We start from the raw sequence: 23,389 nt of genomic DNA on the forward strand, positions 1-23,389 counted from the left end.
TCGAAGGGGGCGTCGGGTTTCGTCCGCCCGGCATCCTCGCGAGGATCGTGGGGTCCTCGCCGTCGGCTCGTCGTGTCGCGGGTCAGTGGGTGTCGAACAGGGCCTGGTACTGGGCGACCGCCTTCTCGGTGGCCGCACGCTCGTCGGGTGTCGGGTCGAAGGGATCCGCGGCCGGGGGCAGGGCGCCGAACTTGAGCAGTGCGGCCATGAGGAGCAGGCGCGCCTTGGTGGCCGTGAGGTTGTTGCCCGAGATGAACGTCGGGTCGGTGCGGTACGCCATGCCTCCGGTGTTGCCGCGGCCCGTGCGGACCACCGGCATGCCGGCGAAGACGGCGACGCTCAGCGCCGCGTTCCTCGTCGGGTCGGCCATCCCGAACGGCGACATGCCCTCGCACACGAAACCGGACAGGGGCGTGTGGGCGAGGTTGGCGTCGATCCGGGCGAGGATCTCGACCTCCTCCTCGGCGACGGGCGGGTGGTCCGTGCCGGTCCCCGTCGCCGCGTACCGGCTGTACTTGGTGAGGGAGACGTGCGGCATGGCGGCGGGCACGAGCCCTTCGGCGTCCTTCGTCTCGACGTCGACCGTGAGCACGCCCGAGTCCAGGCTCCCGGCGACGCCGCCCACCCGCTCGGGGAGCACGGTCAGGCGCAGTTCCGAGTGATGGGTGTGCCTGCGGGCCGGGAGGTAGGTGAGCTGCGGAGGGCCGTAGCCCCCGAGGTCGGCGACGACTCCCCCGTGACCGCCGGTGACCTCGTATCCGCCCGGTCGCGCGTCGACCTTGGTCACGTCCCGGGCCGCGTAGACGAGTTCGTCGACGATCACGCAGGCACCGACGCGGTCCTCGCCCCGTTCGTCCAGGGCGACGCCGGACGCGATGAACTTCACGCCGTCCACGACGTTGCGGTCGCCGTCCGTGCTCAGTGACTGGTGGCGGCGCTGCGCCGCGTGTCCGACGAGGGGCACCTTCGTGTCGATCAGCAGTCCGAGCCAGTACAGGGTCTCGTCGACGGTCGGGCTCCCCTCGAGCCACTGGACACCGGCGAACTCTCCCGTGGCGAGGACGGCCTGGACCTGGTTGGTCGCCCGGGCCAGGTCCGCCAGGCCCGGCTCGCTCTGGAGGTGGTACGGGTAGTAGACGAAGAAGTCCTGCCCGAGGCGCTCGGACTCGGGGCCCGTGGTGTATCCGCCGGACGGAGCGGCGCGGAAGAACTCGAAGTCGGCGAGGGACCCCAGCTCGACCGGGGTGCCGTGGTCGGCGAGGCCGAACCGCTCGATCTCCTCGTAGAGGCGGCGGGCGTCGGGGTAGAACGTCTGCCGGGCGGCTCCCGGTGGTGCGTACGGTGCGGTCGAGGTCTCCTCCCAGGCGGATCCGTCCGCCTGCCTCCCCATGTAGGGAAGGGGGTAGAGACCGTCGGCGGGGTCGAGTTCGACGACGTACACCGGGGTGGCGCCGTCGGCGGGCCGCTCGGCGTGGAGGGTGCCGTCCTCGTCGAGCCAGCCGTCCGGCGGGGCGTACAGGCCCGCCGCGTCCTCCTCGAGGGGGTGTGCGCTGAACGCCTCGACGTACACCGTCGCGGGCGCCGCGAGCCGTTGGGGGCGCAGGACGTCGAACCGGGAGGGGCGCAGCGGCAGCCCGTGACGGGCGCGGGCCTTGTTCGACGTGACCAGGTCCGGGGTGTTCAGGATCGTCGCCGTCGGTCCGGCGAACACCGCGATCCGCGGTCGCGGCGTGCCCGGCCGAAGACTGCCACCCGTCACAGCGGCCTCAGGTGTTGGATGGTGAGGTGGTGCTGCTCGGCCAGCCGCCCGGCGACCAGCGACCGGTGGCACGCCTCGGGGTCGCGTTCGACGCAGAACAGGGTCGCGATGCCGCTGCTCGGCAGCGCCGCCACGATCGGGTCGAGGTCGACCGGGTCGAGGATCTCGGCGGTGTAGCGGCGGGTGTACTCGGCGGCGAGCTCGCGGCGGGAGCGCTTGCCGACCCCCTGGCGGTCGTCCTCGGCGTACTGGAGGTGACGCAGTTCGGTGGTCGGGGCGAGTTCGCGGTGGTGCCGGTAGGCGATCCCGGCCTCGGCGAGGGCCGCCTGGAGCCGGAGTGAGTTCGCCCAGGCGTAGTCCGGTCCGCGTACCCCGCGGCGTTGACGTACGTCGAGCAGCAGACGCACGTCCGCCTGCCGTAGCCGTTCCAGAAAGGCATCGCCGTCGAAGCCGTAGACGCCGATCGTTGCCAAGGTGAGCACGGATGGTCTCCTGTTCGCGCTGTTGCTCGGACGCGTTCTCTGCGTACCGTCGCGCCGTTACGGGGTGCGTGGTGCGGCGATCAGGGCGGTCGTCTCCATGGGCAGCTCCGCGGTCCCGGCGATCTCCAGGCCGGCACGGTTCAGCAGCCGTGTGATCCGGTCGACGGTGCGGTGCTCGCCGCCCGTCGTCACCAGGAGGTGCAGGTCCCACAGGGCGGGCAGCACGGTGGAGTTCTCGTCCTCGACGAATCGGTCGAGGATCAGCAGCCGGGAGGAGGAGTCCGCCATGGCGCGCCGGCAGTGCTCGAAGACACCGACGACGGCCTCGTCGTCGTGACCGGCCAGCACCCGGCAGAGGATGTAGACGTCCCCGCCCTCCGGGACGCCCTGGAACATGTCGCCCCCGACCAGCTCGGCCCGGTCCAGGCCGACGGTGGCGGACAGGTGCTCCCGCGCCTTGGGCATCATGTGCTCGCGGTCGAAGAGCGTGCCCCGGGCGTCCGGCGTGGCGGCGAGGATCGTGGCGAGCAGGTGCCCGCCGCCGCCCCCGACGTCCACGGCCTTCTTGCCGGAGAAGTCGAAGACCTCGGGCACCTGGTGGAAGAACATGCTCGCGGCGTTCATGGTGAGCTGGAACCGGCGGGCGGTGGCCGCGTCCTGACCCAGGTACTCGTAGAACGACCGGCCGTAGGCGACTTCGAATCCCGAGCTCTCCGTGCTGATGGCGTGGTGGGCGTGGCCCCACGCGGTGTAGAACTCCTCGCCGTACAGCAGGCACATGTCGCTCAGGGACTGAGGGCCTTCGAGGAGGGCGGCGCTCACCCGGGTACCGCGGTAGCCGGTGGAGTCGCCGCCCTCGAATATCCCCATGGCCACCAGCAGGCGCATCAGACGGTGGATGCCCTGCTCGCTCGCCCCGGTCGCCTTGGCCAGTTCGGCGTCGGTGTCCCGGCCGGCCTCGATGTGGTCGGGCAGTCCGAGTTTGACCGCGGTGTAGAGCGCCTGCGCCCTCCATCCCCCGGTGATGATGTCGACCACGTCTCGAGTGGCCTGCACGTCGACTGTCATGGAGCCCTCACAATTCCGACCTCCGGGCCGACGCCGGCCGGCCCACTTCGCCGCGGTCTTCCACGGCACGTCATAACGCGGTGTGACACGACTTGCCCGTCGCTCCGGCCGAGGAGCCGGTGGACCTCTCCGGTCACGGCGGCGGGCGAAGGGGGGCGTACTGCCTCCCGATCCACCGGCAGATCACCTCCACGACGTAGGCCCGCTCGGCGTCGTCGAGTGCCCGGCCGGCGGGGATGCCGTGCCGGCGCGCGAGGCAGGTACGACAGCAGGTCGCGGTGGCGTGCTGGGCGACGAAGACGGGATGGCCTCGGTAGGGCGTCTGACGGCCGTCGTCGCGCGGTTCGGCCGGCGCCGGCCTGCGACCGATCAGGTCCTCGGCGTGCTTGCGGACGGTCGTGATCCCGCGCAGGTCGACCACCGCGCGGTCCCTTCCGCGCAGCCGGAACTTCGCGCGGAAGGGGTGCCGCCCGATCCGGTCCAGCCTGTCGTCCCACTCGTCCGTCATCGGTTCCGGGCTCCTTCGAACGCGGTGGCCCCGTGGGCGCTCAGGACTGCCGCTGGGTGATGTTGAACATCCAGGTGATCCCGAACCGGTCCACGAGCGTGCCGGCCTCGTCGCCCCAGATCTGCTTCTTGAGGGGCATCGCCACGGTGCCGCCGACGGACAGCTTCTCGAAGTACTCGCGGAGGGCGGCGTCGTCGCCGCCGAGGTAGAGCGCGACGTTGGTGCCCGGGTTGAAGGGGACCCGCTCCGGGACGTCCCACGCCATCACCGTGAAGCCGTCCGCGGTGCTGAGCGTGGCGTGCATGATCTTGTCGGCGTCGGGCGACTCCGAAGAGCCGAAGTCGCCGAAGGTGCCCAGCTCCAGCTTGCCGCCGAGGACTTCGTGGTAGAACTCCATCGCCTGCCGGGCGTCTCCGTCGAAGGCGATGTACGGGTTGAGCTGAGACCTCATCTGATGCTCCTCGCTGCTGTTCGTGGAAAAGCGGGCGCCAGTCCCTAGGTGGGAATCCCGCCGCGATTGATCGTCGGCACCTCGATGCCCAGCGCACGCAGCTGCTGGAACGGGTTCATGAACTCGCGTTGCTGCTTGATCCTGCCGTCTTCGAGCAGGAACGAGTGGATGAAGTGGTTCCTGTAGTGGCCGGGCGGATAGTCCGGGTACAGGATGCGGCCCTCTCCGTCACACTCGACCCAGAACCGGTTGGGGTCCTGTGTCTCGAAGATCTCGACGTTCTTCCACTCCCAGTCGGGGAACATGCGCAGCGACCACTCGCCGTGCGCCTTGAGCTTCTCGTGCCCCTGGGAGGTGACCGGTTCGCCGGTGTCGCTGGTGTACAGGCCGGCGCTGCCGTCCTCGGTGAAGAGCAGGTAGCGCGTCAGTCGGTTCTCGCCCTTGCGGCTCATGTAGTCCGCGACGACGGCCCGGTGCCGGGCGCGCAGGTCGACGTCGGCTTCGAGCCCCTTGGACAGGGCGTCTTCCGTTCCCATCTCGTGTTCCTCGATCCGTGTTCCGGGCGTTGCCGGGGTGGACGGTGAAGTGGGGTGCCCGGCCGCGTTCAGAGCCGGAGCTCGGGCCGGTAGATGTCCAGCCAGGTACTCAGGTCGAGCACCCGCTCCAAGCCGTTGCGGACGTCGATCGGCATGGTGGCCGTGTCCCGCCGCGTCATGTCCTGGAGCCAGCTGCGGTCGACCAGATCGAAGACCGGGTCGTCGGTCGTGAGCAGTTCCTTGGACTGCTGGAGCAGAGCGCCGGTGTAGCCCGGGTCCAGAGTGGCGGGGTAGGGAGCCTTCACCCGGTCCAGCACCGACTGGGGCAGCAGGTCGGCGGTCGCGGCGCGGAGCAGGCTCTTCTCCCGGCCGTCGAAGGTCTTAAGCGACCACGGGGTGTTGTAGACGTACTCCACGAGGCGGTGGTCGCAGAAGGGGACCCGGACCTCCAGCCCCACGGCCATGCTGATCCGGTCCTTGCGCTCCAGGAGCATCCGGACGAAGCGTGTCAGGTGCAGGTGGCACATCACCCGCATCCGCATCTCGTGGTCGCTCTCGCCCTCTGCCCGCTCGACCTCGCCGACCGCGTCGGAGTAGCGGTCCCGGATGTAGGTGGGCAGGTCGAGGGCGGCGGTGATGTCGGCGTTGAACCGGTCGGAGACCTGGGCCCGCGCGCCGCTGACGAAGACGGCCATCCAGGGGAAGGTCCGAGCGGCCTGGACCTCGGGCTGGTGGAACCACCTGTACCCGCCGAAGACCTCGTCGGCGGACTCCCCGGACAGGGCGACCGTGGACTGCTCCCGGATGGCCTGGAACAGCAGGTAGAGCGAGTTGTCCATGTCGCCGAGGCTGAGCGGACTGTCCCGCGCGGTGATGACGGCCCGGCGCACCGCCGGATCGGCGATCGCGGCGTGGTCGAGCACGATGGACTCGTGCTTGGAGCCGACGTGCGCGGCGACCTCGCGCGCGTACGGGGCGTCCGTCGTGGCACGCAGTTCGTCGGCGACGAAGTCGTCCTCCCGCCCGACGAAGTCCACCGCGAAGCTGCGCACCTTCTCGCCGGGCTCGCCGTGCTCCCCGGGCCGGCCCAGCTTGGCGGCGGCCAGCGCGGTGATCACGCTGGAGTCCAGGCCGCCGGAGAGCAGGGTGCAGCGCGGGACGTCGGAGACGAGCTGGCGGCTGACGATGTCCTCGAGCAGCTCGCGCACGGTGGCGACGGTGGTCTCCCGGTCGTCGGTGTGCGGACGGGTGGGCAGCGTCCAGTAGCGGTGCTCGCGCAGGCCGGAGCGGTCGACGGTGACCAGGCCGCCCGGGACCACCTCGTTCATCCCGCACCACACGGCGCTGCCCGGTGTCTGCGTGAAGCTGACCAGTTCCCGCAGTCCGGCGAGGTCGACGGCGCGGTCCGCCAGCGGGTTGGCGAGGATCGCCTTCGGCTCGGAGCCGAACATCACCCCGTCGTCGGTACGGGAGTAGTAGAGCGGCTTGACGCCCATCCGGTCGCGGATCATCACGAGCTTGTCGACCCGGGAATCCCAGACCGCGAACGCGAACATGCCGTTGAGCCGTTCGGCGACCGCTTCGCCCCACTCCAGGTAGCCGTGGAGCACGACCTCGGTGTCGCTGCGGGTCTGGAACCGATGGCCGCGACGACGCAACTCGTCCCTGAGCTCGGTGTAGTTGTAGACCTCACCGGTGTAGGTGATCGTCACCGGGCCGTCGTCGGTGGGCACCACCATGGGCTGCGTGCCACCTTCGAGGTCGATGACCGCCAGCCGTCGATGGCCGATCGCCGCGTGCCGGTCGAGCCAGGCGCCCTCGGCGTCCGGTCCCCGGCAGGCCATGGTCTGCGTCATCGCGTCCAGTTGCGCGCGCTGCTGCGTCAGATCCCGGTCGAACGAGATCCAGCCCGTCATTCCACACATCGACTTGCCCTTCTTCCTCTCGAGTCCACGATTCCCAGCGCGCTCAGGGTTGGAGCCGGCCCGTACGCCAGCCGGAACCGTCGCGCTCGTAGCGCAGCCTCCGGTGCAGCCGGTCCTCTGGATCGACCTGCCAGAACTCCACCGACGCCGGCTCCAGCAGATAACCCAGCCAACGGTCCGGGCGGGGCAGCGCCGACCCGTCCCGGCCCAGTTCCCGGGCCTGCTCGCGCAGCGCGTCCTCGTCCATCAGCGGCGCGCTCTGGTGCGCCGCCACCGACATCGGGTGCGTGGCGACGGGCCGGGCCGCCCACAGCGCCTCGGACTCCTCGTCGGGCAGCGGACGGGTCGGGCCGCTCACGCTCACCTGGCGGCCGGCCTCGCGCCAGTAGAAAACCCCGGACGCCCAGCCCGTCGCGGCCAGGTCCCGGCCCTTGCGGCTGTCGGAGTGGCTGGCGAACACCAACCCCGTCGTGCGGATCCCGAGAACCTGGACGATCCGATTGGAGGCTTGGCCGCGGACGTCGACGGTGGCCAGCGCCAGCGCGCCCGGCTCGCGGACGGCGTCCGCGACCGCGCTGTCGAACCAGGCCTGGAGCAGTTCCATCGGTTCGGCGGGCGGGGCGATGAACTCCTCGGCGGATCGGGGCCGGGTGGACGCGCTCACGATGACTTCCCGACCGGTTCGAAGGCCAGGCCGCGTTCGACCAGCCGGCCGGAGTGGACACCTTCGACGACGGCCTCGACGTCGGACATCATCCGGACGGTCGGCGGGTAGCCGATGAGCTCGGTGGCCCGGTTCGGCGGCAGCGGTGCCGACAGGTCCGCGCCGGAGTCCCACAGCATCACGGCGCCCCAGCGGTTGGTCTGCCGGTCGGAGACCCAGAACTTCAACCGCATGCCGCGGATCTCCCTCCACGGATCCACGCCCTCGTCGCGCAGGTAGACGCGTAAGGAGTCGATCGTCTGGCCGGACCCGGTGAGGTCCCACCAGGAGATGGTGGCTTTCATACGTTCAGTACCTCCGCGGTCTCCATCAGTGGTACGAGCAGCTCGGCCAGGACGCGCTCGCTGTCCTGGGTGAGCACGGACTCGAGGTGGAACTGCACCGAGCCGAAGTGCGGCCCGCGCAGGGCGTGCACCTCGCCCGTGCCGGCGTCGAGGCAGACCTTCACCTCGCCGACACCCGGGTACTCCAGCCGGTCGGCTCGCGCGCGGGCCGAGAAGGAGTTGTAGAACCCCACTCGTTCGGGGGAGCCGAACAGGTCGATCTCGCGCTGGGTGCCCTGGTTCGGCACGTCCCGGCGTCGCAGTTCGAGCCCGAGGTGCCGGCAGAGCAGCTGATGGCTCAGGCAGACGGCCAGGAAGGGGACGCGCCGGGACAGCAACTCCTCCACGGCCGAGGTGAGCCGGGCCATCCTGGGGTGGTCGGTCTCCCGCGGGTCGCCGGGGCCGGGGCCCAGGACGACGAGGTCGTGGTCGTCGAAGCGGTGGGGCGCGTCGAAGCCGCCGATCTCCACCCTCAGGCCGATGGCGCGCAGTTGGTGGGCCAGCATCGCGCTGAAGGTGTCCTCGGCGTCGACGACCAGCGCCCGGCGGCCGTGCAGCACCGGATGGGGCCGAGCGCGCTGCTCCGCCTCGCTGAGCCAGAAGTTCGCGATCGTCTCGTTGCGCCTTCCCAGCGCCTCCTGGATCAGCGGGTGCGCGTCGAGCCGCTCGTCGGCGCCCAAGGCCGCGAGCACGCCCGCGGCCTTGGTGCGGGTCTCGGCGACCTCGGCGTCGGGGTCGGAGTGCCGCACCAGGGTCGCGCCCACGCCGACCTCGACGTGACCGGTGTCGTCCACGTCCGAGGTCCGGATGTCGGCGGTACGGATGAGGATGGCCGAGTCCAGGACGCGCGCGCCGTCGGCGTCGCGGCCGATGAGGGCCGCGACGCCCCCGTAGTACCCGCGGCCGCGGGGCTCGTAGCGGGCGATCACCCGGCAGGCGTTCTCGAGTGGGCTGCCGGTCACGGTGGGGGCGAACATCGTCTCCCGCAGGATGTCCCGGGGATCGAGGTCGCTGCGCCCTTCGATGATGTACTCGGTGTGCGCGAGCCAGGACATCTCCCGCAGGAACGGCCCCGTCACGCGGCCGCCGCCCTGGCAGACCCGGGCCATCATCTTGAGCTCCTCGTCGAGGACCATGTACAGCTCGTCGGTCTCCTTGCCGTCGCTGAGGAACTCCATGACCTCCGACAGGACCGGCCCGGTGGCCGGGTAGCGGTAGGTGCCGCTGATCGGTGTCATCGCCGCCACCCCGTCGCGCAGGCTGACGTGGCGCTCCGGTGTGGCACCGACGAAGGTGCGGGTGCCGGTGTGCACGATGAAGGTCCAGTAGGCGCCGCTCTCCCGGGTGAGCAGCCGGCGGAACAGGCTCAGTGCGCTGCGCGTCGAGTAGCCGGTGATGCTGGTGACGAACGAGCGCTTGATGACGAAGTTCGACCCCTCTCCGGTGCCTATCTCGTGGTCGAGCACGGAGCGGACCGTGTCCGCGTACGCCTCGTCGTTGGTGTCGAAGCGACCGCCGGTCAGGGCGATCGGATCGTCCGGCAGGGCCCGTAACGCGTCGGACGTGCTGATCTGCCCGTGGTCGGTCACTTCCATCGCGAGCAGCGGCGAGCCGTCCTCGACGACGGCGAAGCCTCGCTCGGTGATCTGCCGGTGGGGCACCAGCACCAGTGTCTCGGGCCGGGCCTCGCCGGGCCGCCCGGGCTGGCCGGCCACCGGGATGTCGGCGAGCCCGGCGGGGGTGCTGACCCGGCCCAGCAGGATCTCCACCCGGTCCGGGCCCAGGGTCTCGGGGCGGTGCAGCAGGGCGAAGGCACCCGGGTTGGGGCCCAGCACATGCTCGAGCGGCTGCGTCGTCATCTGAAGACCTCCTCGGCGGTGGTGACCACCGAGCAGCGAGCGGCCGCGTAGTCGAGGGCCAGCCGGTGGTACTCGGCGGAGAAGTCACCGACGGCGTCGGCGACCAGGAACGGCTGGATGTCGTTGGTGAACGCCTCGAGGGCCGTCACCAGTACACCGACGTGCGCGTAGACACCGCAGATGATGAGCTGGTCGCGGTTCTGGTCGCGCATGTGCGCCAGCAGGTCCGAGCGGAAGAACGCGCTGTAGCGCCACTTGGTGAGCACCTGGTCCGCCGGCCCGGGCGTGAGCTCCGGGACGATCAGGCGATCCGCGGGGTCCACCCTCATGCCCGGACCCCAGAAGTCCTTCAGCAGGCCGCGTTCCTCCTCCGTCATGCCGCCGGGTTGCGCGGTGTAGAACACCGGGATCCCGAGCGCGACGCAGCGCTCCCGCAGCAGCGCGCAGTGGCGGACCAGCGGCTCACGCACCGACGAGGGGAACGGTGCGAGGAAGTAGCGCTGCATGTCGTGCACGAGCAGCACCGCCCGGCGCGGGTCGGGGGTCCACTGCGCCGTGCTGGTGGGCAGTTCAGCCGTCGTCGGCAGTGGGTAGGCGGGGATCGGCGCTAAGCCCGGCACGGTTCTCCTTCGGCCCGGTCCGTCGTCATCTGCGGCTGCCAGGCCGAGACCACCGATACCGCCTGGCGAGGGTTGAGCCGCGGGTCGCACAGCGTCGTGTGGTTCCGCCCGATCCGGTCGGTGCCGTCATGGGCGCCGACGCATTCGGTCACGTCGTCCGGAGTGGTCTCCAGGTGTATCCCGCCCGGGATGCCGCCGGCCGCGCGCACGGCGACCTGGAACGCCGTGACCTCACGGATGATCGTCTCCACGACTCGGGTCTTGCCTCCCTCGGCGGTGGTCACGGTGTTGCCGTGCATGGGGTCGACCAGCCAGATGACCGGGTGTCCGGCGGCGCGCACGGCCCGGACCAACGGCGGCAGCAGGTCCGTCGCGGCGTCAGCACCCATGCGGGCGATCAAGGTCAGTCGGCCCGGCTCCTGTTCAGGGTCGAGCCGTGCGCACAGCCCGAGCAGTTCGGCGACCGTCATCAGCGGCCCGACCTTGCACGCGACCGGGTTGACCACATCCGCCAACAGCGCGACATGGGCCCCGTCGAGCTGGCGGGTTCGCTCGCCGATCCACGGCCAGTGAGTGGACGTGAGCGCGACCCGGCCCTCCCCGTCCCGACGCAGCATGGGTATCTCGTAGTCGAGCAGCAGAGCCTCGTGGCTGGTCCACACCGTCGGCTCGATGCGCGCCCGCGGTGTCGGGGCGAGGGTGGCCATGATCTGGCTCGCCGCCCGGTAGCCCGTCAGCAGGCGCCGGGGGTCGGGCCGCCGTGCGTCCGGATGCGGCTCCGGACCGTTCACCATGTGCCCCCGGTACACCGGGAGTTCGGCGTTCCCGACCCGTTCGGTGAGCGCCGACCGGGGTTTGGCGTACTGGCCCGCGATCCGGCCCACCCGCACCACCGGCTGATGAGTGATCGCGCTCATGACGCCGGCGAGCAGGTCGAGGAGTGCCACTTTCCGCTCGACGTGACTCGCGGTGCATTCCGCCGGATCCTCCGCGCAGTCGCCCGCCTGCACCACCTGCGCCTGCCCGGCGGCGGCTCGGGCGAGCGACGCCCGGAGCCCGCGCAGCGATTCGGCCTCCACGAGCGGGGGAAGGGCCGCCAGCATCTTCCTGACCTGCTTGACCTGGGCCGGGTTCCCCCACTGAGGCTGCTGGCGCGCGGTCGAGGCCTGTACGCCTTCGAGCGAGGTGACGTTCAAGTTTTTCTCCAGACCTCGAACCTGCCGGCAGCTCGCTGTTCGTGCATGAACCGATGACCTGTCACCGATCATTGGCCGAGGCAGCCCGATCAGTGGTGGGCCGATGTCGCGTTGCCATGGGGCGGGTAAGGGTTGTCCTGCACGTACAGCCACGTACCGTTCGGCTGCTCTTGCACCGTGTCGCAGAAATTCCCGGTGAACTTCTCGCGGGTACCGTCGGGCGCGGTCTGTTCCAGAGAATAGTCACCCATTATGGCTGCCGTGCGGTTCCGTATTTGCTTTCCTGTGCGCTTCCCTCCCGCCAGGACGGTCTGGCGAGGATTGACGGTGAGCACCGGATCGGACTTGAACCAGTCGACGTAGAACGCCCGGATTTCCTTGTGTCCCCTGACGACTGTTCCGTCGTAATTGACGATCGCCGCTTCGGGCTCATGCAGGGCGATGATCCCGTCCACGTCCTTGGCCTTGATCCGCTCGCCCAAGAGCTGCAACAACTCGGTCGGCGACGTCGCGGCGGGCAGTGCTCCCTCGGCATTCGCCGGGGCCGCGACAGCGGGTGATCGGTCCGCGGCCGTCGAGGCGTTCGCCACCTGGGTCTGAATGAACGTAGGTCCTGCGACGCTCACCGCCGTGAACACAATGGCCGAGGTGGCGATGGACAACGTGAGCTTGATTCTAGCCATGACATCTCCCCCAAAATGGAGATGGCAGCAGGTTGATGCAACGCCTCAGCGGCGTTTGCCAATATTGAATGGCCCCCGTTTGCCATCCCGCCCCGTTGATGACGTCATGCAACATTCCGAAACTGATCCCTGTCAACCCTTCCGGAAATGCTGAGGATGCCGATCTTCCATTTAATCCGCCTCAGCTATTGAAGTGGAACACTGAACGCATCGCGAAGACCTGCGGACATCACCGTTTCCGGAACACCGTCCGGCAGGGTCCGAGCGGCGGGGCCGGGGTGGCCGGCGACCGGGAACTATTCATTCCAAGGCGGCGGAACGCTGATTTTGCGCCAGGTTCGCGGCAGTGCCACCGGATGACCCTGTAGTGGCGTACGTCACATCACCGAACTCGGTGGTCCGCTGCCGCTCTGGTGATGCCCACGTAGACGGCCTACCCAGGAGGGAGTTGAGCAAGGCGCTCGTTCCAGCGTGAGAGCGGATGAGGTCGGTTCTTGGCCGGGGCCGGGGCCGGGGGCCAGGAGGCAGGGGCGGACCAGGTGCCGCGCTTCCTTCGTTGCTGCTCCGGGGTGCCGGGGTGCCGGGGTGCCGGGGTGCCGGGGTGCCGGGGTGCCGGGGTGCCGGGGTGCACAAGCAGCGCCAGAGGAGTCCGGCTGTGGGACCTGGCCACCAGCCGACCCAGAATCACGGTGCGGGCGAGCTGGTCGATGCCGAGCTGGCTGGACCAGATCTCGGTTCCCTCGTTGTCGTGATCGCCGCCGTGTCGCAGTTCCAGCACGCGGATCCAGGTGTCCGCACCTTCGCGGCAGAAGATCCACCGGTAGGCGGTCGGCTCGGCCTCGAACTGGGCGCGGGCCTCCGTCTCGCCCGCGACGAGCCGGGCCACCGCAGTCAGGAACTCCTCGGGCGCGCTGGTGATGTAAGACGCGGTGAGCTCGGCTTTCGCCTGGTGATCTTCAAGGGTGCAGTCGGCCCATCCAGATCCTGCCGGCGTCCAGGTGATGCGCATGCCGGATGTTACTGGTGCTCCTCGGTGAGGAACGCCCGGACATCCGCCGCCGGGGAAGTCATCTGCTCGCCGGCCTCCAGCCAGGTGGTCACCGAGGCGCCCCAGCCGCCTGCAGTCTGAGGCCACGGCCGCAAGGCCCAGGTCAGCCCGACGTGGCCGCCGGATCGGAAGACCGCCGACACCGTCAGGTCTTGGTCGTTGGTCTGCCAGCTCCGTTCGCCGTCCCATCCCCGGTAGTCGGCGGCGAGCTCTTCCAGGAACGCGGTTAGGTCGCTGTCCCAGACCCAAGCGACGACCTCGTTGACGCGAGCGGTCAGACCGGCAGCATGGCCGCCCTGTCCGTCGGTGGCGCCACCTCGCTCGTGCTCTCCACGGTCGGGCAGGTCGACCCGGTCAACCTCGCCCATTACCGCAACGATCATCCAGGTCATCAAGGTCGACCAGTCCGCCGCCTACCCTGTCTTCGCCTACCGGAGTTCTTTGCAGTGCGGCGGCGAGCTCCGCTCTCCGGATGGACGAACCCTGCTGGGGCCACCTGTGATGGGCGCATTTTCTCCCATCCCGTAAGCTACTCGTCGGTAATCGGGGGGTTGCCGTTTCCCTTCGTGCACCCCCCGGGGGGAACTCGGGGCCCGGCTGCAGCGGACTGACCATCTGTGAGCGCCGCGCCCTCCGGCATGGGACGTGCATGTACCACCGTTTCAGACTCAAAGCAGTCACTTTCCTTACGCTCCTCGGCGTTTTCATGGCGCTCGGCATGGGTGAGGACAGCGCGCTCGCCACGCAAAGCGTCACTCTCGTCAGCGCCGAGAGACAGCTGAGTGAGGCCCAGGCCGAGCTCGACAGCGACCGGCTCGCCGCCATCATCAAGGGCACCGCTGCCGCCTCCGGCTGTGACAAGCTGCCACTCCTGGAGAAGCCCGCCTGCTACCGGGAGTTCGCCGGCAAGGCCATAAAGGTCGGCGCCGGTATCGGCATGTTCGCCTACGGCATCCACCATCTTCACAAGGACACCGTCGATCACTTCGGCACGGTGAAGAAGGAGGTCGCCGGGCTGCAGAAGCTGAAGGAGGCCTTCAAACAGGGCCCGAGCACCATCACGGATCCCGAGTACCGCAACAAGGTCGAGGGCCAGATACGCGCGGTCGCCGCCGGCGCCCAGACGGACATCGACAAGCTGATCCGGGACGTTCTGGAGACGATCGAGACCATCATGGTCATGATCCAGCTGACGCTGATGCTGATTCAGCTGACCCTGATGCTGGCCCAGATCGTCGGTGACCCTGGGTTCAAGAAAGCGGCCAACAGCATCAGGGACAGCCTCGACGGCATCAACAAGGCCCTTGATGAGATCAACGCCGGCTTCGCGGAGATGAACCGGGGGCTGAACATGATGAACGACGCCGTCGACGACATCAACCGCTCCCTCGACGACATGAACAAGTCCATCGCCAAGGCCAACAAGGGCATGGACCAGCTCAACGAGGGCATCGGCGAGGCCAACAAGGCAGTCGACGGCATGAACAAGGTCGTACCCGGCATCAAGAAGGCCGCCGAGAAGCTCCATGAGCTGCCGGCCATCGACTTCGACTTCTCCCACATCGGCAAGACCTGGAGCGACGGCTCCTCCGGCCTGGACTCTGAGGAGCAGCAGCGCCGCATGTCGGTCCTGCTCGGTCTGCTGCCGGGCGTCGGCGATGGCAAGGGCATCGTCGAGGCGGTCACCGGTAAGGACCTGGTGACCGGCGAGCACCTCGATGGCTTCGACCGGGGTCTCGGCTCCCTGGCCGTGCTGCGGTGGCTGAAGTTGGGCGGCAAGCTCATCCCGGACGACATCAGGGGCGCGCGCAAGGGTGACGCGGTCATCGAGTGCAACAGCTTCCCGGCCGGAACACCCGTTCTGATGGCGAACGGCTCGCACAAGGCGATCGAGGACGTGCGCGCCGGTGACCTCGTCCTCGCCACCGACCCGGGCGGCGACGCGGAGCTGACACGGCCGCGGCCGGTTCAGTCGGTGCCGTTCACGTCCTCCTACACGGACAAGGTGTTCGTCCGCCTGACCGTGGCCGCCGACGAGGGAGACTCCCGCGGGCAGGGCACCGTCACCTCCACCGAGAACCACCGGTACTGGCTGCCCGAACGCCAGGCGTGGGTGCCGGCTGGCGAGCTGCGCGCGGGTGACCGCCTGCGAACCCCTCAGGGCGGGCTGATGGCGGTGACCGCTACTGACCGCTCCGGCGAGCGACAGGACACCTACGACCTCGACGTCAGCGGAATCGACAGCTACTACGTCCAGGTCGGCACTGAGGACGTCCTCGTCCACAACTGCACCGACCTGGCCCGGGCAGAGCGGATGTTCCCGGGCGTCGCGCACACGCTGGACGAACACGTCAACGTCACCCAGCAGCAGATGAAAAACCTGGCCATCGAAAAGACCCGCAAGATGGGCCGCCCTACATCCAACTCCCGCTGGTCCAGCGCGGCCCTCGCCCAGAAGGCTGTCAACCAGCTCGTCACCGAGAAGGATGCAGAAGTGAAGAAGTGGGTGGCGAATGCCGGTAAACCCAACGGGAAGCAGCAACTGACCCTCACCGGAATATGCGGCACCGGATCACTTGGCGACAGCATGGACCACCTCGGCAACTACAGCCCTACGACAAGCAACAAATGCAAGGTGATCCTCGCCGCCAAACGTGGCCACAAGCCCGGCGGGTTCTACGTCCTCACCGCCTACCCGCTGTAGAAGGACCCTCACATGCACAACCCGATTACAGAGCAGGACAATCTCACCTTCGACTTCGGAGCAACCGACCTGGGCACATCCTTCCACCGCGATTGGGGCAACTATGCCGACAGCGCGCTGGACCACATCGCGCAGCGGTACGGCACCGAGGGCGACCCGACCCCTGTGCTCCTGCTCATCGAGGACCTCCTGCGGCTGAGGGATTCCACCCTGAGCGGCGAGGAGATCAGCCTGCTGTGGTACGCCACCGACATATCGCTCGGCGCTCCCGGCATCCCGGGCAAGGAGAGGGAGTGGCTGCAGGAGGTACTGTCCTTCGTCATCCCCATCGCACGGTCCCGCGGCGCCTCAGCATTCTCCTGCTCGACCTACCCCCCATGCGTGCCGGACGGCACGAGTGCGGCGGCGATCGAGCACCGGCGGCTCACGGCGGACGTCGTGGAACTGGTCGGGATGCTCGACCAGCAGCAGTCATGGAGCTACACACCACTGGCGCCAACACGCCAGGCACTCGTGCGCTGCGCCGAGACTGTGTGTTCCGAACTGGCGTTCCGCTTCCTGCTCTGCGCTACCGGCCCGTTCTGCTCACGCCTCTCCCCGGCGACGTACGAGCGCCTGGAACGCGTGAGTGCAGCGTTTGGGCACGGGCCGTACGTAGTCAGCGCGGTCCGTTACCTCGTGGACGAGTCGGCCGCCCCCTTGTGACCCAGGACCGGCTGTACGCGGCACGAGGACTGGGAGAAATTGGCCCTACGCCGGGGGAATACCCCGGCCGTTCCTGACGACGGTCTTCAAGACTTCCACTCGTAGGTCGGCGTCGCCATGCCTGGCGACGCCGATCGGGGAAATACGCCGCAATGCTGGCGAGCCTCGGGGTCCCATGGACGTCTGTCCGGCGCCGCGGGCCTCAATCCATCCGTGGGCAGACCCCCGCTCTGCGGGCCGGCGTGGGTCTCGCCGCCGTCGACAACCAGCGTCTTCGTACGGCGGCCGCGCGTTCGGGCCGCCGCTCCGACCGCGGCGCTTGGGCCGTTCACGTCCCACCGCGGATGCCGGGGCCGCGCCGCTCCACCGCCGCGCCGGTGCGTACGGAGGCCAGACCGCTACGCGCCCGTCGTACGTCCGCTGGCCGAGGATGCCGTACGCCCACGCTCCGCTTCGCCCCGTGCCGGGGTCGCGCCGTGTCGCTCCGCCGCCCGTCGTACCGCTGCGCGCCGGGGCGGCTCCTGGACCGGGTCGTACTCGGCCTTCACCAGGGTGAGGGCATCGACGTCAGTCGTGTTCAGTCTCATCGGGATGGCCGCGTGGTGTGGCGCACTTTTGCAAGCGGGTGCTTGCAATAGTTAGCGGGGTGTTGCACTGTGGGGGCATGGCATCGCTCAACGTCGGCAATCTCGGTGACTATCTGCGCGAGCAGCGGCGCACGGCGCAGTTGTCGCTCAGGCAGCTCGCCGATGCCGCCGGGGTGTCCAATCCGTATCTGAGCCAGATCGAGCGCGGGCTGCGCAAGCCGAGCGCGGAGGTGCTGCAGCAGGTCGCCAAGGCGCTGCGGATCTCCGCCGAGACGCTGTACGTCCGGGCCGGGATCCTCGACGCCGAGCGGGACCGGGACGAGGTGGAGACGCGGGCCGTCATCCTCGCCGACCCGACGCTCAACGAGCGACAGAAGCAGGTGCTGCTGCAGATCTACGAGTCCTTCCGCAAGGAGAACGGATTCGAGACCGGCGACGGCTCGGGCGTCACGGGTGTCGTCGGCGTCGTCGCCGGGGACGGTGTGGTGAGCGTCGACGGGGACGCTCCCGACGCCGGTACCGGGATACCGAGGACCGGCCCGGTCGACGGCGGCTCGCCCGCCCGGCGCCGTAGCCGGAAGAGCACCGGCAAGAACGACGGCGGTATGACCGCCACCCGCCGGGCCCGCGAGGGCGCCGGCGGCAGCGACGCCGATCCGCAGCAGACGGCCGGCTGAGCCGGACCAGGGCACCGGCCGTACCGCCGCGGATCACACCAACCCTCAGCCGAACCCTCAAGCGAGACAGAATCCGGGAGGACCATCACCATGGCCATCACCGACGACCTGCGCAAGACCTTCAGCAACCCGACCCCGCTCTACTTCGCCGCAGGTACCGCCGACCTCGCCCTTCAGCAGGCCAGGAAGGTGCCGGCCCTGGTGGAGCAGCTGCGCTCCGAGGCCCCCGCGCGGATCGACGCCGTACGCAACACCGACACCAAGGCCGTCCAGGAGAAGGCCTCATCGCGCGTCAAGGAGACGCAGGAGACCCTTCAGACCAAGGTCACCTCGTTCATCGGCTCCCTCGACGCCGACTTCAAGAAGCTCGGAAGCACCCTCGACGCGGACCTGAAGAAGTTCGGCGAGAGCGCCCAGGACTTCGCGCTGCGCGGTGTCGGCGTGGCCGCCGAGTACGCCGTCAAGGCCCGTGAGACCTACGAGAAGGTCGCCGAGCACGGCGAGCAGGCCGTGCGGACCTGGCGCGGCGAGGCCGCCGAGAGCATCGAGGACGTCGCCGAGGGCGTCGAGGAGCTGGCCATCGCCGTCGAGCCGAAGCGCCAGCCGGTCGAGGTCAAGGAGGAGCCGGTGAAGCCCGCCGGTGCCGCCGTACGTGCCGGCTCCGCCGTACCCGCCGGCTCCGCCGTAACCGCCGAGGCCAAGAAGGCGCCCGCCGCGAAGAAGGCACCGGTGCGCAAGACCACCACCGCCAAGAAGACCACCCCGCCGGCCAAGTAGGACGGCGGAGCGATCACACACGGACGGGCCGGGCACCCTGGGGGTGTCCGGCCCGTTGTGCGGGTACGGTGACCGCGTAGGGACGAGCCGAGTCAGGTGGTGGGCGTTGTGCTGATGCAGGGCTTCGCGGGGTTCATGTGGCTTCTGAGCATGGCCCTGATCATTTTCAGTGGTTTCGCGTTGTTCGACGCGGCCGTCCGCCGGGAGGACGCCTACCGCGCGGCCGACAAGAAGACCAAGCCCTTCTGGCTGATCATCCTGGCGATCGCCTTCGTGGTGAACCTGCTCTTCCCGATCCTGTCGTTCCTGCCGATCATCGGCCTGATCGCGACGATCGTGTACATGGTCGACGTACGGCCCGCGATCCGGGCGCTTCCGGGCGGCGGCCGCAGTCGGCGCGGCTCCAGCAGCGACGGCCCCTACGGCCCGTACAACGGCGGCCGGTAAGCACCCCGCGGCGGCCCGAGCGCCCGGCCCGGTGCCTACGGCGCCCACCCGGTGCCCCGGTGCCTACGGCCCGCCCGGTGCCCCGGTGCCTACGGCCCGCCCGGTGCCCCGGTGCCTACGGCCTGCCCGGTGCCTACGGCCCGCCCGGTGCCTACGGCCCGCCCGGTGCCCCGGTGCCTACGGCCTGCCCGGTGCCTACGGCACCCGGTCCAGCAGCAGGACCGCCACGTCGTCCGTCAGCTCGCCGCCGTTGAGCTCACGCACCTCGTTCACCGCCGCCCGCAGCAGCTGCTCGCCGCGCAAGCCCTCGGCGAACTGGCGGCGGACCATCTCCGTCATGCCGTCCTGGCCGAGCCTCTCCCGGCCCTGGCCGATGTGGCCCTCGATCAGGCCGTCGGTGTAGAGCATCAGGCTCCACTCGGCACCCAGCTCCACCTGCATCCGCGGCCAGCGGGCGCCGGGCAGCAGGCCCAGGGCCGGTCCGTTGTTGTCGTACGGCAGCAGACGGGCCGGCTTGCCCGGGCGGGCCAGCAGCGGCGACGGGTGACCCGCCAGGCACAGGCCCGCGCGGCGCCCGTCCGGCGCGATGTCCACCGTGCACAGGGTCGCGAAGATCTCGTCGTCGGCCCGCTCGTGCTCCAGCACCTGCTGGAGTGTGCCCAGCAGCTGGTCGCCGCACAGACCCGCCAGCGTCAGCGCGCGCCACGCGATCCGCAGTTCCACCCCGAGGGCGGCCTCGTCCGGGCCGTGCCCGCAGACATCGCCGATCATGGCGTGCACGGTGCCGTCCGGCGTCCGCACGACGTCGTAGAAGTCACCGCCGAGCAGCGCCCGCGAGCGGCCCGGGCGGTAGCGGGCGGCGAACCGCAGCGAAGAGCCCTCCAGCAGCGGTGTCGGCAGCAGGCCGCGCTCCAGGCGGCGGTTCTCCTGCGCCCGCAGCCGGCCCTCGGCGAGCCTGCGCTCGGCCGATTCGGAACGCTTGCGCTCCACCGCGTAGCGGATCGCGCGGCTCAGCAGCCTGCTGTCCAGCTCGTCGCGGAAGAGGTAGTCCTGGGCGCCCACCCGCACCGCCTCGGCACCGCGCTCGGCGTCGCCCGACGCGGTCAGCGCCAGGACGGCATGCCGGGGCGCGAGCTCCAGCACGTGCTTGAGCACCGCGAGCTCGTCCTCGGAGTCGCTGTGGCCCGGCGCCGGCAGCGCCAGGTCCAGCAGGATGCAGTGGACGTCGTCGGTCAGCAGCCGTCCGGCCTCGGTCAGATTGCGGGCCGTGCGGACGCGGATCGGCTTGCCTGCCTGGTCGAGCATGTCCGGCACGATCGTCGATCCGGCCGGGTCGTCCTCGATCAGCAGCAGCGTCAGGTTGGTGTGGGCGGTGTGGTTCTCCACCTTGTCCGTGGTGTTCCCGGCGGTGTCCGGCGTGCGGCCCGGCGGCGAGGTGTCCTTCACGGGCTCCTCGGCGGTTCCGCCGCGCGGGGACGCGACCTGCGCCTGACCACTCTCCGCGGCCGGGATCGCTCTCTGCCGCGGTATGGGTACGGGCATCGTCTTGGGTTCCTTCCCTCCCCCCGAGGGCATGGCGGGGGCGAGGGACCTCGACCCACCGACGGGGACCATAGCGGGTGTCGGCGCCGCATAGGAATGGTGTGAGCCACGCCGCTGCGCCACCGGCCAGTGTCATATGCCGCGATATGCCCCGCAGTTGGACAGCTCGGAGATGCTGCGGAGATGACGAACGTCACGTCGGCGCGCGGGGTGTGCGCCGGGGAGTGCGGTGGGTCACGTGGGCCAGGTCACCGCGGGTGTCCGATATCCGGCGCGTCTCGTCCGGCCGCCGTCCGCGATCAGTTGGCGCCGGTGTCCGGCCGCACCACCCCGAGGATGGGCATGGAGCCGGCCCCCGCGATCGTCACGGTCCGCCCGGGCCGCGGCGCGTGCACGATCGCCCCGTCGCCGATGTACATCGCGACGTGGCTGGCGTCGCCGAAGTAGATGACGAGGTCGCCGGGCCGCATGTCTTGGACGTCGATGTGCCGCAGCTGCTTCCACTGCTCCTGCGAGGTGCGCGGGATGCCGCGGCCGGCCGCTGTCCAGGCCTGTGACGTCAGCCCCGAGCAGTCGTAGGTCTCCGGGCCCTCGGCGCCCCACTGGTACGGCTTGCCGATCTGCGCCGTGGCGTACTCCACGGCCTTCTTGCCCTGCTCGGAGGCCTTCCCGTCGATCTCGTCGAGGATGCCGGAGTCGAGCCAGGCGGTCTGCGCCTTGTTCGCGGCCTCCTTCTCCAGCTCGGCGAGACGCTCCTGCTCCTCCTTCCGGAGGGCGGATTCGAGCTTCTCCGCCTGCGCGATCTGCTGCTCGATCTTCTTCTGCGCGGCGGCCTTGGCCTTGCGGCCCGCCTCCAGCTTCTTCCACTGCGCGGAGGCGTCCCTGGCGTACTGCTCCAAATCCTCCTGCGTCCGGGTCAGTTCGCCGAGCAGGCCCTTGGTCGCGTGGTGGCCCTGGCGGACCCGGCCCGCGCCGTCGAGGAACTCCCGCGGATCGTCGCTCAGTACCAGATGGGCCTCGGGTGGCAGCCCGCCGCCGCGGTACTGGGCGGCGGCCGCGGCTCCCGCACGGCCCTTCAGCTTCCGCAGCTTCTCCTGGCCCTTGACGATCTTCTTGGCCAGTTCCACGACCTCGGCGGACTGCTTGTCCGCCTTCTCCTCGGCGGCGTTGTACTCCTCGGTGGCGCGGCCGGCGGCGCGGTACAGCTTGTCGAGCTTCTTGCGCACGGCTTCCAGGTCCTTGCCGGGCGTGAGCGCCTGACCCGCGCTCGGGGTGGGTGAGGGCGTGGGGCTCGCGAATGCCGTGCCGGGTGCCGCCAGCACCGTGACCGCGCAGACCACGGCCACCGCCGTCGCGATCAGGCCACGCTTGCCCGTTCCCATACCCCGGCCCCCCAACTGATTAACCGTCAGTAACGTGCGGTTCGCCTGGGGATGCTGTCATGTCGACCCGGAAAGCGACAGAGGTAGTACTTCCCGCCATCCCCGCGCCGGTATGCCGCGACATGAAGATCTCCCCGCCTGTGTGACGAAGGACTCAAAGGGATCGTTCCAGACGGGCCCGTCCACTGCGGGTGCTCGCGCCGGATTGTGGGAGTCAGGCACCGGACTGCGGGTGCTGTGCGTCGGACCGCGGAGTCAGGGGGTGGACCCGCGGGAGTCCGGTGGTGGGGCGGAGGAGGCAGGCGCCGGACCGCAGGAGTCAGGCACCGGACTGCGGGTGCTGTGCGCCGGACCGCGGAGTCAGGGGGGTGGACGGCAGGAGGCCGGTGGTGGGGCGGAGGAAGCAGGCGCCGGACCGCAGGAGTCAGGCGTGCGGGGCCAAGGCCTCCCACCGCACTGTCACTTCACCCTGGCGCCACCGCGCCGGCCCATCCGTCACCGGCCAGTCGGCCGTCAGGTCCCGTACCGTCCGGATCCAGCGCTGCCGGGCGCCGTAGGAGGCGTAGGGCGCGGCGGCCGCCCAGGCACGGTCGAAGTCGCGCAGGAAGGCGTGCACCGGCTCGCCACGGACGTTGCGGTGGATGAGCGCCTTCGGCAGGCGTTCCGCGAGGTCCGAAGGGCGGTCCAGGGAGCCCAGCCGGGTCGCGAAGGTGACCGTGCGGGGCCCCTCCGGGCCGAGCGCGACCCACACGTGCCGGCGTCCGATCTCGTCGCAGGTCCCCTCGACCAGCAGCCCGCCCTGCGAGCCGGTCGCCGGGTCGGCCGCAGCGAGCCGCCCACACAGCCGCTGCCACACGGCCGCGACCTCGCCCTCCTCGTACTGCCGCAGTACGTTCGCCGCGCGGACGAGCAGGGGCCGCTGCGGGATGGGAATCTCGAAGCCGCCGTGCCGGAAGACCAGCCCCGTCCGCTCGTAGGGCAGCGCCGCCGTGACCCGGGCCGGTTCGATCTCGACGCCCACCACACGCGCGCGTGGCGCGACCGTACGCAGGCGGTGCAGCAGCTCGACGGCCGTCCAGGGGGCGGCGCCGTACCCGAGGTCGACCGCCACCGGGTCGGCGGCACGGCGCAGCTCGGCGCCGTGCGTGGCCGCGATCCAGCGGTCCATGCGGCGCAGCCGATTGGGGTTGGTCGTCCCGCGCGTGACCGTGCCCAGGGGTCGGGTCGCCGCGCGGGATGTCATACGTACGAGGTTAAGGGCCCCCGGCTCCGGTCAGGGGGTGAGGTGCCGCCGCCAGTAGGGAGGGGGACGCCGGTACTGAAGAGGACGGTCGGGTCGCCCGGCATCGGACCGTGGGCCGGGCCCTGCTCGAACGGGTCCCGGTC

At 70.0% G+C, this 23,389-nt stretch carries 23 protein-coding genes; 5 read left to right on the forward strand and 18 right to left on the reverse strand.

Annotation, left to right across the window (positions count from 1 at the left end; translation table 11 throughout):
- Positions 1-82: 82 nt before the first annotated feature.
- The 15 genes from ACIQHQ_RS11485 to ACIQHQ_RS11555 all read right to left on the reverse strand — a co-directional run bounded on the left by ACIQHQ_RS11485 (position 83) and on the right by ACIQHQ_RS11555 (position 13,550).
- Entirely contained in the window at positions 83-1,711 is a 1,629-nt protein-coding gene (locus ACIQHQ_RS11485; RefSeq protein WP_402611724.1) for an asparaginase domain-containing protein, read from the reverse strand.
- 44 nt (positions 1,712-1,755) lie between these two features.
- A complete protein-coding gene (locus ACIQHQ_RS11490; protein ID WP_402611725.1) occupies positions 1,756-2,241 on the reverse strand; it encodes a DUF488 family protein in 486 nt (161 codons plus the stop codon).
- A 57-nt stretch (positions 2,242-2,298) separates the two neighbouring features.
- Positions 2,299-3,309, reverse strand: a complete 1,011-nt coding sequence (locus ACIQHQ_RS11495; protein WP_402611726.1) for a methyltransferase — start codon at positions 3,307-3,309, stop codon at positions 2,299-2,301.
- 133 nt (positions 3,310-3,442) lie between these two features.
- Entirely contained in the window at positions 3,443-3,817 is a 375-nt protein-coding gene (locus tag ACIQHQ_RS11500) for a DUF4186 domain-containing protein (protein ID WP_402611727.1), read from the reverse strand.
- Positions 3,818-3,857: 40 nt separating this feature from the next.
- Complete coding sequence (locus ACIQHQ_RS11505; protein ID WP_402611728.1) at positions 3,858-4,268, reverse strand: VOC family protein; 411 nt, start codon at positions 4,266-4,268, stop codon at positions 3,858-3,860.
- A gap of 44 nt (positions 4,269-4,312) precedes the next feature.
- Positions 4,313-4,804, reverse strand: a complete 492-nt coding sequence (locus ACIQHQ_RS11510) for a PhzA/PhzB family protein (protein ID WP_402611729.1) — start codon at positions 4,802-4,804, stop codon at positions 4,313-4,315.
- 68 nt (positions 4,805-4,872) lie between these two features.
- Entirely contained in the window at positions 4,873-6,729 is a 1,857-nt protein-coding gene (gene asnB / locus ACIQHQ_RS11515) for an asparagine synthase (glutamine-hydrolyzing) (protein ID WP_402611730.1), read from the reverse strand.
- 43 nt (positions 6,730-6,772) lie between these two features.
- Positions 6,773-7,393 (reverse strand): phenazine biosynthesis FMN-dependent oxidase PhzG, encoded by a 621-nt coding sequence (gene phzG / locus ACIQHQ_RS11520; RefSeq protein ID WP_402611731.1) that lies wholly within the window; start codon positions 7,391-7,393, stop codon positions 6,773-6,775.
- Entirely contained in the window at positions 7,390-7,737 is a 348-nt protein-coding gene (locus tag ACIQHQ_RS11525; protein WP_402611732.1) for a hypothetical protein, read from the reverse strand. The genes phzG and ACIQHQ_RS11525 overlap by 4 nt, the downstream gene beginning before the upstream one ends.
- The gene (locus ACIQHQ_RS11530) at positions 7,734-9,635 is read right to left on the reverse strand and encodes an anthranilate synthase family protein (RefSeq protein ID WP_402611733.1); all 1,902 of its coding nucleotides are present in this window, start codon (positions 9,633-9,635) and stop codon (positions 7,734-7,736) included. Before ACIQHQ_RS11530 ends, ACIQHQ_RS11525 begins: the two co-directional genes overlap by 4 nt.
- On the reverse strand, positions 9,632-10,255 hold the full coding sequence (locus tag ACIQHQ_RS11535; RefSeq protein ID WP_402611734.1) for an isochorismatase family protein: 624 nt from the start codon (positions 10,253-10,255) through the stop codon (positions 9,632-9,634). The genes ACIQHQ_RS11530 and ACIQHQ_RS11535 overlap by 4 nt, the downstream gene beginning before the upstream one ends.
- Positions 10,243-11,451, reverse strand: coding sequence for a 3-deoxy-7-phosphoheptulonate synthase (locus ACIQHQ_RS11540; RefSeq protein ID WP_402611735.1), 1,209 nt, complete (start codon positions 11,449-11,451; stop codon positions 10,243-10,245). The genes ACIQHQ_RS11535 and ACIQHQ_RS11540 overlap by 13 nt, the downstream gene beginning before the upstream one ends.
- An 89-nt stretch (positions 11,452-11,540) precedes the next feature.
- Positions 11,541-12,134, reverse strand: coding sequence for a YybH family protein (locus tag ACIQHQ_RS11545; RefSeq protein WP_402611736.1), 594 nt, complete (start codon positions 12,132-12,134; stop codon positions 11,541-11,543).
- 433 nt (positions 12,135-12,567) lie between these two features.
- Positions 12,568-13,143 (reverse strand): hypothetical protein, encoded by a 576-nt coding sequence (locus ACIQHQ_RS11550; protein WP_402611737.1) that lies wholly within the window; start codon positions 13,141-13,143, stop codon positions 12,568-12,570.
- An 8-nt stretch (positions 13,144-13,151) separates the two neighbouring features.
- A complete protein-coding gene (locus ACIQHQ_RS11555) occupies positions 13,152-13,550 on the reverse strand; it encodes a DUF6228 family protein (RefSeq protein WP_402611738.1) in 399 nt (132 codons plus the stop codon).
- 338 nt (positions 13,551-13,888) lie between these two features.
- On the opposite strand from ACIQHQ_RS11555, the gene ACIQHQ_RS11560 reads away from it, so the two are divergent.
- The 5 genes from ACIQHQ_RS11560 (at position 13,889) to ACIQHQ_RS11580 (ending at position 19,079) form a co-directional block, all read left to right on the forward strand.
- A complete protein-coding gene (locus ACIQHQ_RS11560; protein ID WP_402611739.1) occupies positions 13,889-15,886 on the forward strand; it encodes a pre-toxin TG domain-containing protein in 1,998 nt (665 codons plus the stop codon).
- 12 nt (positions 15,887-15,898) lie between these two features.
- A complete protein-coding gene (locus ACIQHQ_RS11565) occupies positions 15,899-16,591 on the forward strand; it encodes a hypothetical protein (RefSeq protein WP_402611740.1) in 693 nt (230 codons plus the stop codon).
- Positions 16,592-17,255: 664 nt separating this feature from the next.
- The gene (locus tag ACIQHQ_RS11570) at positions 17,256-17,855 is read left to right on the forward strand and encodes a helix-turn-helix domain-containing protein (RefSeq protein ID WP_402611741.1); all 600 of its coding nucleotides are present in this window, start codon (positions 17,256-17,258) and stop codon (positions 17,853-17,855) included.
- Positions 17,856-17,945: 90 nt separating this feature from the next.
- Positions 17,946-18,632: a hypothetical protein gene (locus ACIQHQ_RS11575; RefSeq protein ID WP_402611742.1), complete on the forward strand. Its 687-nt coding sequence runs from the start codon at positions 17,946-17,948 to the stop codon at positions 18,630-18,632.
- Between the two features lie 114 nt (positions 18,633-18,746).
- On the forward strand, positions 18,747-19,079 hold the full coding sequence (locus tag ACIQHQ_RS11580) for a DUF2516 family protein (protein WP_402612167.1): 333 nt from the start codon (positions 18,747-18,749) through the stop codon (positions 19,077-19,079).
- Between the two features lie 195 nt (positions 19,080-19,274).
- Here ACIQHQ_RS11580 and ACIQHQ_RS11585 read toward each other — a convergent pair whose 3' ends face one another.
- The 3 genes from ACIQHQ_RS11585 to ACIQHQ_RS11595 all read right to left on the reverse strand — a co-directional run bounded on the left by ACIQHQ_RS11585 (position 19,275) and on the right by ACIQHQ_RS11595 (position 23,246).
- Positions 19,275-20,621, reverse strand: a complete 1,347-nt coding sequence (locus tag ACIQHQ_RS11585) for a PP2C family protein-serine/threonine phosphatase (protein ID WP_402611743.1) — start codon at positions 20,619-20,621, stop codon at positions 19,275-19,277.
- Positions 20,622-20,920: 299 nt separating this feature from the next.
- A complete protein-coding gene (locus tag ACIQHQ_RS11590; RefSeq protein ID WP_402611744.1) occupies positions 20,921-22,003 on the reverse strand; it encodes a C40 family peptidase in 1,083 nt (360 codons plus the stop codon).
- A gap of 424 nt (positions 22,004-22,427) precedes the next feature.
- Entirely contained in the window at positions 22,428-23,246 is an 819-nt protein-coding gene (locus ACIQHQ_RS11595; protein ID WP_402611745.1) for a class I SAM-dependent methyltransferase, read from the reverse strand.
- Positions 23,247-23,389: the final 143 nt, after the last annotated feature.

This window comes from Streptomyces sp. NPDC092370, from assembly GCF_044755265.1.
GTDB lineage: Bacteria > Actinomycetota > Actinomycetes > Streptomycetales > Streptomycetaceae > Streptomyces.